Here is a 10,483-nt window from a genome sequence, read left to right on the forward strand (position 1 = left end):
TATGAGAAAAGATATATCGACTCCGCAATCGACGAAAGCCATATTGGAGAAGCATGGCTTTACGTTTAAAAAGAGTCTAGGTCAAAATTTCCTGATCGATCGTAATATCTTAAACAATATCGTAAATGCGGCAGACTTAACAGAGGATTCAGGGGTCATTGAAATCGGTCCTGGAATCGGAGCATTAACGGAGTTTATTGCGAGATCATCAAAAAAAGCGGTAGCGTTTGAAATTGATCAACGCCTTCTACCTATATTAGAAGAAACATTAGCTCCTTATCCCCATGTAGATGTCATCCATTCAGATGTCTTAAAAGCGGATATACATGCTGTCATTAATGAACACTTTGAAGAAGGACAAGATTTGATGGTTGTCGCGAACTTGCCTTATTACGTTACAACACCGATCATTATGAAGCTTCTTCAAGACAAACTTCCGATTCGAGGAATCGTATGTATGATCCAAAAAGAGGTTGCAGACCGTCTTGCAGCTTCACCAGGGACGAAAGATTATAACTCGTTATCTATCGCCATCCAATATTACGCAACAGCTGAGACGATGATCAAGGTACCTAAGACCGTTTTTGTACCAGCTCCAAATGTTGATTCATCTGTCATTAAGCTGACGCTTCGAAAAGAACCAGCAGTTTCCGTAAAGGATGAAGATTTCTTCTTTCATGTCGTAAGATCATCTTTTGCACAAAGAAGAAAGACGCTTTGGAACAACCTAACAAGCCAGCTCGTTCCAAAAGATAAGAAAGAAGAGCTGCAAACGATCCTAGAATCGATCGATATTGATCCGAAGCGTAGAGGAGAAACCCTTTCTATTGAGGAATTTGGAAAATTGGCAGATGCTCTTTTACCTCTTGTAAAATAAACCTCATTTTTCCCCCGTCTCTCACATAACCTTATAAAAGGAACAGAGGGAGCTATGGAGCTTGTTACTCCGAATAGGGGGAGTAAAATGAAACTAGAGATTGGATCAATTGTAAGCCGAAACTCTTACAAACGAGATTTACTATTTCGAGTTGTAGGATTCAGTGAGGATCGAACGATTGCTGAACTCGCTGGAGAAGAGCTCAGACTATGGGCAGATGCTCCTGTCGATGACTTATTTGTCGTTGATGACAAGCATATGTCTGAACATAGGCAAGTTGAAAAAGAAAAAGAAGAGTCTTCATTAAAACTATTCAGACAGGACTACTATTTATTAAGGCAAAAGAGAGAGTATTTATCGACGAACGGATATCAATATGATCAATCCTACTTTGAGCTTCCTGGTAGAGTACTTCATATTGACGGAGACCCTTTATACTTAAATAAATGCTTGGAGCTTTATAAAAAGCTTGGGGTGCCTGTGTATGGCATTCATATGAAGGAATCAGAGATGCCTGAGAAAGTCCCTGCGCTCGTAGATGAGGTAAGGCCTGACATCCTGGTCATTACGGGGCATGATGCGTATATGAAGTCAAAAGGCGATGTATCTGATGTAAATGCCTATCGTCATACGAAATATTTCGTTAGAACCGTTCGTGAAGTGAGAAGAAAATATACGCACCTAGACCATTTAATGATCTTTGCAGGTGCTTGTCAGTCTCATTTTGAATCCTTAATAAAGGTAGGCTCTAATTTTGCCAGCTCACCCGCTCGTATTAATATCCATGCGCTCGATCCAGTCTATATTGTCTCTAAGATCAGTTTGACTTCTTTTATGGACCGTGTAAACGTCATGGATGTCCTCCGGAACACCTTAACAGGCAAAGAAGGATTAGGCGGTGTCGAAACAAAGGGGTTCCTTAGAACAGGGATGCCGATAAAAGGAAAGCCATGAACCGTCAAACTCCGAAAAATTTCGGAGTTTTTTTGCGTGAAAATCCAACTGAAGCTAACGTGAAAGATGCTTGGCTGCAACGCGCTTTCTGTCGTTTTTTTGAAAAGATAAATAAAAGAAATTTATATCAAAAGTGCCCGAATTAAACAATTATTTGTAAGAAATACTCATTTTATACATAATGTACAGGAAATTTGGCATACTAAAAAAAGCAAAAAAAGTATATTTGGTCATTGACATGAAAATGCTTTGCTTGCTATAATAAAAATTTTAATTTGACAAAAAAACACGATTTGTGTTATAATTTGTCTAAGTGAGGTGGAGCCTAAAATGGGTAAAACAATAGTGGACATTAGACGCTCTTTAGAGTCCAACGTGGGTAGAAGACTTTCTTTACGTGCGAACGGCGGTCGACGCAAAACAATCGAACGACTTGGAACACTGGAAGAAACATACCCGGCAGTTTTTATTATCAAATTAGATCAGGACACCAACGCTTTTGAACGTGTTTCTTATAGTTACGCGGATGTACTCACAGAGACAGTAGAACTTACATTCTTAGAAGATACACAAGCAGCAATCGGGCAGTAAGAATCTTTACTGCTATTTTTTTTACTTGCTGGTTGTGATCGGCATAATAAATACATATAATCAGCATCATCACGTAAGATAAAACCCCTTTTGGAGATACTATGATGTATCGCATATGAAAGGGGTTTTCTTATGGGACGAAGAAAAAACGGAATGATGTCTGAAGGATTAAAGACAGAAATCGCAAAAGAACTTGGCTTTTACGATACGGTCCAGCGCGAAGGCTGGGGCGGAATCCGCTCTAAAGACGCAGGAAACATGGTTAAACGCGCTTTAGAGATTGCTGAACAACGCTATAACAACGAAAACAGATAAATATGTGGTAGTTATAACCGGAGGCCATTGTGTCTCCGGTTTTCCTCTACAGAGATGGTTTGATTTTTTCTATATTTCATTCCACATACTGTGTTACTATTAAAAATATCAAAATTGTGCAAGATGGTAGGCAGGGATAATGATGACAATTAATAAAGTATCCATTAAAGCTCCAGCAAAAATTAATCTCTCTCTTGATGCTTTGCGTAAAAGAGAAGACGGTTTTCATGAAGTGGCTATGGTAATGACAACGGTAGATCTAGCTGACCGGATCGAACTCACTTTATTAGAGGCAGATGAAATTAAAATTGAAAGTTCAGGTGGGTTTGTTCCACTCGATGAACGCAATCTTGCGTTTCAGGCAGCATTGCTTTTAAAGAAAACATTTAACATTTCAAAAGGTGTCTATATACATATATCAAAGCACATCCCTGTTGCAGCTGGCTTAGCTGGTGGAAGCAGTGATGCAGCGGCTACTTTAAAAGGGCTCAATGAACTTTGGGGACTAGGTCTGTCACTAGATGAAATGGCTGAGCTTGGTGCGAAGATAGGTTCAGATGTTTCTTTTTGCGTGTACGGAGGAACTGCACTAGCGACGGGCAGAGGTGAAAAGATTCATCACATCTCCTCGCCACCGCCATGTTGGGTGCTTTTAGCTAAGCCGCCGATTGGAGTCTCAACAGGTGAAGTGTATCGTAACTTAAAACTTCAAGGAATCAAGCATCCTGATGTGGAAGGGATGGTTAAAGCCATTGAAGAGAAAGATTATGATAAGATCTGCAGCCTTTTAGGAAATGTTCTAGAATCGGTTACGCTCAAGATGTATCCGGAAGTTAAACATATTAAAGAACAAATGATGCGACTCGGGGCAGACGCTGTTCTTATGAGTGGAAGCGGACCGACTGTATTTGGGCTGTTTCAGCACGAATCTCGCCTCCAAAGAGTGTACAACGGTTTAAGAGGTTTCTGTCATGAAGTTTATGCTGTTCGTTTATTAGGGGAATGATTGATAAAATCCGTATAAAAATGGTATATTATCTTCAAACATTCGGTTTTGGAGGATAATATGAAATTAAAAAGAAGCGGAAGAATGGTAGATTTAACAGGTTACCTTCTTCACCATCCCCACCAACTCATCCCTTTGTCTTATTTCGTAGAACGGTACGAATCGGCTAAATCATCTATAAGTGAAGATCTTGCTATTATTAAAGAACACTTTGAGCAACACGGTTTAGGACATGTTCAAACGGTCCCGGGTGCGGCCGGCGGTGTTAAATATATTCCAGGCATAGACCAAGCAGAAGCTGAAGAAACAGTGAAAGAACTCGTTGAGTTGCTCGAAGATCCGAGCCGTATCTTACCTGGAGGATATTTGTACGTAACAGATATCATCGGAAACCCAAGATTGGTGAACCAGATCGGCAGGCTGTTCGCATCTGCATTCTCTTCACGAAAAATAGATGTCGTCATGACGATTGCGACTAAAGGGATTCCACTTGCTTACGCAGTAGCGACACATTTGAACGTTCCCGTAGTCGTTGTTCGAAGCAACAGCAGGGTAACAGAAGGATCTACCGTGAGTATCAACTATGTTTCGGGTTCAACAAAACGTATCCAGACGATGGCTCTTGCAAGAAGAAGCATCAAACAGGGCTCACGTGTACTCATCATCGATGACTTTATGAAAGCGGGCGGAACGATCAAGGGAATGATCAGCTTGATCGAAGAGTTTCAGGCGCACATTGAAGGAATCGGTGTACTGGTTGAGGCGCAAGAGGTTTCAGAACGACTTGTAGATGATTATGTTTCCATTGCACGACTTGCACAAGTGAACGAAAAGGAAAATCGCATCGAAGTAGAAAAAGGTAATTATTTTCTAAACGGAGGTCAAGCGTGATGAAAAAAATTCATACAGAAGAAGCACCTGCAGCAATCGGCCCATATTCTCAAGGAATTGTAATCGACCAGTTGTTTTTCAGTTCAGGTCAGATTCCTCTTACGAAAGAAGGAGTCATGATTGACGGAGATGTGAAGAAACAGACGCATCAAGTGTTTCATAACCTGCAAGCGGTCTTGAAAGAAGCGGGATCTTCACTTCATCAAGTCGTGAAAGCAACGGTTTTTATAAGCGACATGAACGAGTTTGCAGATATTAATGAAGTATATGGTCAATACTTTAGCGAGCATAAGCCAGCACGATCTTGCGTAGAAGTTGCGCGTCTCCCTAAAGATGCAAAAGTAGAAATCGAAGTAATCGCACTTACAAAATAAGTCCCTATGGGGCTTGTTTTTTTACCTTTTTTTAATAGGTCCCTTTATGTAGCAACTGGAAGACCGCTGCTCTTTAATGGCTTGAGGGTATAGGAATGCCTTTTAGTTGTCGAAATCTGTAAACTCGCCGGAATATATGAAAATTTCGCTGTATTATCTTCAAAATTTCTAGAATTAAGTTTAATATTTCTTGAATCACCTTGCTAAATACCCTATTAGATATAGGTAGTGCCGATTTTGAATAATTTAAAATAGCTGAAATTCACCTATTTTTTCTCTTAAATCCTGCCCATTTCACTCTTGGAATGGGTTCTTTTCATTCAAAAAATAATATTGAACCTTAAATTGGTGATCATTGAGCAAAAAAGGATCTAGCTTGTTTATTTCTACAAGCCATTTTCGCTGTAACCTAAAAAAATGACCTCTAAAAGGTAATAAAAATACTCTATATGAACTTCAAAACACTAGACTAGATGGGGCATCACAAATTTTTTAAAAATTTTTATTATTCCAAGAAGGATTTTGTAAAAATCTGCAGAATTGTAGTATTACGTTCTTATTTTGGAAAAAGGTGGTGTTTGTAAGTGGAAGTGACTGACGTAAGATTACGCCGTGTAAATACAGAAGGCCGTATGAAAGCGATTGCCTCCATTACAATCGATCATGAATTTGTCATTCATGATATTAGGGTAATTGATGGCAATAATGGAATGTTCGTAGCTATGCCAAGCAAACGAACACCAGATGGAGAGTTCCGTGATATCGCGCATCCGATCACGTCTAGTACACGTGAGAAGATCCAAAACGCGGTGTTAACAGAATATCACCGTATGGGAGAGATGGAGTCTGCTTTAGAAGAAGCAGGAGCTTCTTAATATCTCAATAAGAATTTAGAGCCTGGTCAGAATGATTGGGTTCTTTTTATTTGCTCTTTTTTTCCTCATAAGAAAGAACCTTCCTATATATACCCCTTACATTCATAAAAATCACCTCTTTTTTAAATAAAATTTATCAAACCATTGACAATCCCGCGTCACTTCTTGAAATGAATACGGGTTTAAGATATATTCGTAATGGTATGTTAAGAATTATTAAAGATATAGGAAAAATGGATGGAGGTTCACAATGACAAATCGCTATGCGGTCATTCTTGCTGCGGGTCAAGGAACAAGGATGAAATCCAAGTTATATAAAGTGTTACATCCTGTTTGTGGGAAACCGATGGTTCAACATGTTGTTGATCAGATCAACTCTCTTCAAATGAAACAGTTGGTGGCTGTTGTCGGACATGGTGCTGAAAAAGTTCAGGATCAACTAGGCTCTGACGTTCAGTACGTGCTTCAAGAAGAGCAGCTTGGTACAGCACATGCTGTTATGCAGGCGGAAGACGCCCTAGCAAACAAAGAAGGAATCACACTTGTTGTTTGTGGTGATACACCTCTTATTACTTCGGAAACAATGGAAAAGCTGATTGCTGAACATGAATCTCTTGGTGCAAAAGCAACGATTCTAACAGCTAAGGCGGAAGACCCTACTGGATACGGACGTATTATCCGTAACAGCGAAGGAACTGTAGAACGCAATGTCGAGCACAAAGATGCTTCAGAAGAAGAGCGTAAAGTAACTGAGATCAATACAGGAACTTACTGCTTTGATAATAAAGCGTTATTTGATGCGCTTAAACAAGTAAACAACGAAAACGTACAAGGTGAATATTATTTGCCAGATGTTATAGAGATCTTAAAAAATGCAGGCGAAGTAGTAGCTGCTTATCAAACATCAGATTTCAATGAAACACTTGGTGTAAATGATCGAGTGGCATTATCGCAAGCTGAACGTTATATGAAGAAACGAATCAACGAACGCCACATGAGAAATGGTGTTACTTTGATCGACCCTGATCAAACCTATATTTCAGATGACGCGGTAATCGGTAGTGATACGGTCATCTATCCTGGGACTGTAATCTTAGGACAAACGAAAATAGGCGAAGAAAACATTATCGGCCCTCAATCAGAGATCAAAGATAGTGTTATTGGAAATGGAAACACGATTCGTCAATCTGTTATTCACGATAGTGAAGTTGGAGATCTGACAGCTATCGGTCCATTTGCTCACATCCGTCCGAAGTCCGTACTTGAGAACAAAGTAAAGATCGGAAACTTTGTAGAAATAAAAAAATCTGTGATGAGTACAGGAAGTAAAGCGTCTCATCTTAGCTATATCGGTGATGCTGAGATCGGAAAAGATGTAAACTTAGGCTGCGGATCTATCACAGTGAATTACGATGGTAAGAATAAGTTCTTAACAAAAGTAGAAGATGGGGCGTTTATTGGTTGTAACTCTAACTTAGTTGCTCCGGTTACCGTTGGCAAAAATGCTTATGTTGCAGCAGGCTCAACAATCACAAACGATGTTCCTGCAGAGTCATTATCCATTGCAAGATCGCGTCAAACTGTAAAAGAAAACTACGTTCAAAAGTTAAACGAAAAGCAAAACCAATAATTTTAAGAGTGGGGAAGGATGGAGCCATCAATGAGTACGTATGTAGATCCTACATTGAAAGTTTTTACGTTAAATTCTAACAAGGAATTATCAAAGGAGATTGCTCAGCACATTGGAATTGAGCTTGGAGAAAGTTCAGTAACCAAGTTTAGTGACGGGGAAATTCAGATTAACATTGAGGAAAGTATTCGTGGTTGTGAAGTTTACGTTATTCAATCAACGAGTGACCCGGTTAACCAACACTTGATGGAACTGTTAATCATGATTGATGCTTTAAAGCGTGCTTCTGCAAAAACGATTAACGTAGTAATGCCTTACTATGGCTATGCACGTCAAGACCGTAAAGCTCGTGCCCGTGAGCCGATCACAGCTAAACTTGTAGCTAACCTGCTTGAAACCGCTGGTGCAACTCGTGTTATTGCAATCGATCTTCATGCGACTCAAATTCAAGGCTTCTTCGACATCCCGGTTGATCAATTACTTGGTGTGCCGATCTTAGCAAATTATTTTGCAAACAAAGAATTAGATGATATCGTAATCGTTTCACCGGATCATGGTGGAGTAACAAGAGCACGTAAGATGGCAGATCGGTTAAAAGCACCAATCGCTATCATTGATAAGCGTCGCCCTCGCCCGAACGTATCTGAAGTTATGAACATCGTTGGTAACATTGAAGGAAAAACAGCGATCTTAATCGATGATATTATCGATACGGCTGGTACGATCACTCTAGCAGCTAATGCACTTGTAGAAAACGGCGCGAAAGAAGTTTATGCATGCTGTACGCACCCTGTACTTTCAGGACCTGCAATGGATCGTATCCAGAACTCTTCTATTAAAGAGCTTGTTGTAACAAACACGATCGTACTTCCTGAAGAGAAGAAGATCGATAAAGTAACACAGCTTTCTGTAGCTCCTTTATTAGGAGAAGCGATTATTCGCGTTCACGAGCAACTATCTGTATCTAAATTGTTTGATTAAGATCTTATAAAGCTCTTCTATAGAAATCGTTGCATTTGAGATTTTTTCACTCTCATCTTTGAAAAGTTGATTGAAGTGGAAGGTGCGAGACTCCTGGGGGATCAGCGGGACAGGTGAGACTCTTAACAGCGCATAGCGCTAAGAGGCTCACCGCACGCCCCCCGGAAAGCGAGCATCCTGAAACGGAAATCAACGACTTTCAAGAGCAACCAGTAAAACACTAATCAACTTTCGCTTAAGAAGTGCTTGCTTAATCGATTTCTAACTTCACGTTTTAAAATCTTTCAGTTCGGGTAATGCTTTAAAGAGACTCGAAATAGGAAAGGTGGATCTCATTATGGCAACGAATCTAACAGTCGAAAAAAGAAATACAGACAAACGTTCGATTTTAACGGAATTAAGAAGTAAAGGGCATTTCCCAGCAAACTTATATGGTTATGGGACTAAAGCTGTAGCTCTATCTGTTGATGAGCCAGAATTTATTAAAGCTTACAGAGAAGTTGGTAAGAATGGCGTACTTAAATTAAAAGTAGATGGAAAGAATTATTCTGTCATGGTACAGGATATGCAAGTTCATCCTTTGAAAAATTCTGTTACGCACGTAGACTTCCTAGCAATTGACTTAAATAAAGAAACAGAAGCAGAGGTGCCGGTTGTACTAACAGGTGAATCTGTTGGTGTTAAAGAAGGCGGAGTTCTTCAGCGTGTGCTTGCAACTGTAAATGTTAAAGCTCTACCTGCTGATTTCCCAGAACAATTGGAAGCTTCTGTAGACGATTTAAATATTGGTGATTCCTTATCTGTTAAGGATTTGCCTTCAGGTAAGAAATATGAAATTCTTCATGAAGAAGACGAAGTGATTGCGAGTGTAACACCTCCAAAACTTCAGGACGAAGAAACGGATGAAGAAACAGAAGAAGCGGATGCTGAAGGAGATGCTCCAGAATCCTCTGAATCTGTTGCTGATGACAGTCAAGAAGAAGAAAAGTAAGTCGAATAGAATAAATGAATATAAAAACGCAGCGGCCGCTGCGTTTTTATTCTGTTATCCCAATTGTGTATAATGTTTATAAGACAATTGAAGGTAAGGTGAACATAGAGTGAAATTGTTTATTGGGCTCGGGAACCCTGGCTCTCGTTTTGATGGCACCCGGCATAATATAGGTTTTGAAGTGATCGATACATTATCAGACTCCTTAAATATCCCCATGCAGCAAACCAAATTCAAAGGAATTTACGGAACCGGTGTGGTTGGAGGAGAAAAAGTATTCTTGTTAAAACCACTAACGTATATGAATTTATCTGGAGAATGTATAGGGCCTTTCATGGATTATTTTCAGATCCCTTTAGAAAACATGATCGTCGTGTACGATGATCTTGATACTGTACCAGGAAAATTAAGACTTCGTACAAAGGGAAGTGCGGGTGGGCATAACGGTATTAAATCTATGATCGCTCACCTTGGCACGCAAGAATTCAAAAGGATCCGATTTGGTATCGGACGCCCGACGAATCAACAGCCAGTTCCAGATTTTGTATTAAACCGTTTTTCTAAAGAGGAACTCGTAGATATCGAACATGGTATCGACCGATCTGTGAAAGCTTGTGAAGCTTTTCTAGACACATCGTTTGATAAAGTTATGAATAAGTTTAACGGCTAAAGAATAGATTACACATGTTCCGCTCATAATGGTTAGTATAATGCTAACCGAAAGGGGACTGTGCATGGCTATTCATTACCGGTGCAGGCATTGTAAAACACATGTTGGCTCAATAGACCATCATACTGTTAATGCGGCACAGCTTGGATTTGAAACATTAAGTAACGAAGAACGGCAGGAATTACTCTCCTATAAAGAGAATGGAGATATAGAAGTAACAACGACATGTGAGGATTGTCAGGATACGCTAGAACGTAATCCGGAGTATCATACGCTGAAATCCTTTATTCAATAAGTAATGCTTTGGCCACAGCCTATCTAAGCGGGC

13 protein-coding genes are annotated in these 10,483 nt (G+C 39.8%); all 13 read left to right on the forward strand.

Going from position 1 to position 10,483, the window contains the following annotated elements:
- The first annotated feature begins 1 nt into the window (after nt 1).
- The 13 genes from rsmA (at nt 2) to IHV11_RS20345 (ending at nt 10,450) form a co-directional block, all read left to right on the forward strand.
- Nucleotides 2-877 (forward strand): 16S rRNA (adenine(1518)-N(6)/adenine(1519)-N(6))-dimethyltransferase RsmA, encoded by an 876-nt coding sequence (gene rsmA / locus IHV11_RS20285; RefSeq protein WP_197134482.1) that lies wholly within the window; start codon nt 2-4, stop codon nt 875-877.
- 87 nt (nt 878-964) lie between these two features.
- Nucleotides 965-1,831, forward strand: a complete 867-nt coding sequence (yabG, locus tag IHV11_RS20290; protein ID WP_197134478.1) for a sporulation peptidase YabG — start codon at nt 965-967, stop codon at nt 1,829-1,831.
- A gap of 330 nt (nt 1,832-2,161) precedes the next feature.
- Complete coding sequence (gene veg / locus IHV11_RS20295) at nt 2,162-2,422, forward strand: biofilm formation stimulator Veg (protein WP_066238125.1); 261 nt, start codon at nt 2,162-2,164, stop codon at nt 2,420-2,422.
- 132 nt (nt 2,423-2,554) lie between these two features.
- On the forward strand, nt 2,555-2,737 hold the full coding sequence (locus IHV11_RS20300) for a small, acid-soluble spore protein, alpha/beta type (RefSeq protein ID WP_197134475.1): 183 nt from the start codon (nt 2,555-2,557) through the stop codon (nt 2,735-2,737).
- Nucleotides 2,738-2,879: 142 nt separating this feature from the next.
- Nucleotides 2,880-3,743 carry a 4-(cytidine 5'-diphospho)-2-C-methyl-D-erythritol kinase gene (ispE, locus tag IHV11_RS20305; RefSeq protein ID WP_197134536.1) on the forward strand — a complete coding sequence of 288 codons (864 nt, stop codon included), beginning with the start codon at nt 2,880-2,882 and terminating at the stop codon, nt 3,741-3,743.
- A gap of 60 nt (nt 3,744-3,803) precedes the next feature.
- Nucleotides 3,804-4,634, forward strand: coding sequence for a pur operon repressor (purR, locus tag IHV11_RS20310; RefSeq protein ID WP_144704810.1), 831 nt, complete (start codon nt 3,804-3,806; stop codon nt 4,632-4,634).
- Entirely contained in the window at nt 4,634-5,008 is a 375-nt protein-coding gene (locus IHV11_RS20315) for a RidA family protein (RefSeq protein WP_197196041.1), read from the forward strand. Before purR ends, IHV11_RS20315 begins: the two co-directional genes overlap by 1 nt.
- Before the next feature lie 584 nt (nt 5,009-5,592).
- On the forward strand, nt 5,593-5,883 hold the full coding sequence (gene spoVG, locus IHV11_RS20320) for a septation regulator SpoVG (RefSeq protein ID WP_066238133.1): 291 nt from the start codon (nt 5,593-5,595) through the stop codon (nt 5,881-5,883).
- Nucleotides 5,884-6,133: 250 nt separating this feature from the next.
- Nucleotides 6,134-7,513 (forward strand): bifunctional UDP-N-acetylglucosamine diphosphorylase/glucosamine-1-phosphate N-acetyltransferase GlmU, encoded by a 1,380-nt coding sequence (gene glmU, locus IHV11_RS20325; RefSeq protein ID WP_197192200.1) that lies wholly within the window; start codon nt 6,134-6,136, stop codon nt 7,511-7,513.
- 30 nt (nt 7,514-7,543) lie between these two features.
- The gene (locus IHV11_RS20330; protein ID WP_066390512.1) at nt 7,544-8,494 is read left to right on the forward strand and encodes a ribose-phosphate diphosphokinase; all 951 of its coding nucleotides are present in this window, start codon (nt 7,544-7,546) and stop codon (nt 8,492-8,494) included.
- A gap of 337 nt (nt 8,495-8,831) precedes the next feature.
- Nucleotides 8,832-9,485, forward strand: coding sequence for a 50S ribosomal protein L25/general stress protein Ctc (locus tag IHV11_RS20335; protein ID WP_197192201.1), 654 nt, complete (start codon nt 8,832-8,834; stop codon nt 9,483-9,485).
- 109 nt (nt 9,486-9,594) lie between these two features.
- The gene (pth, locus tag IHV11_RS20340) at nt 9,595-10,155 is read left to right on the forward strand and encodes an aminoacyl-tRNA hydrolase (protein ID WP_197196042.1); all 561 of its coding nucleotides are present in this window, start codon (nt 9,595-9,597) and stop codon (nt 10,153-10,155) included.
- Between the two features lie 64 nt (nt 10,156-10,219).
- Complete coding sequence (locus IHV11_RS20345; RefSeq protein ID WP_191755355.1) at nt 10,220-10,450, forward strand: anti-sigma-F factor Fin family protein; 231 nt, start codon at nt 10,220-10,222, stop codon at nt 10,448-10,450.
- Nucleotides 10,451-10,483: the final 33 nt, after the last annotated feature.

It is taken from the genome of Fictibacillus sp. 26RED30 (genome assembly GCF_015903845.1).
GTDB classification, from domain to species: domain Bacteria; phylum Bacillota; class Bacilli; order Bacillales; family Fictibacillaceae; genus Fictibacillus; species Fictibacillus phosphorivorans.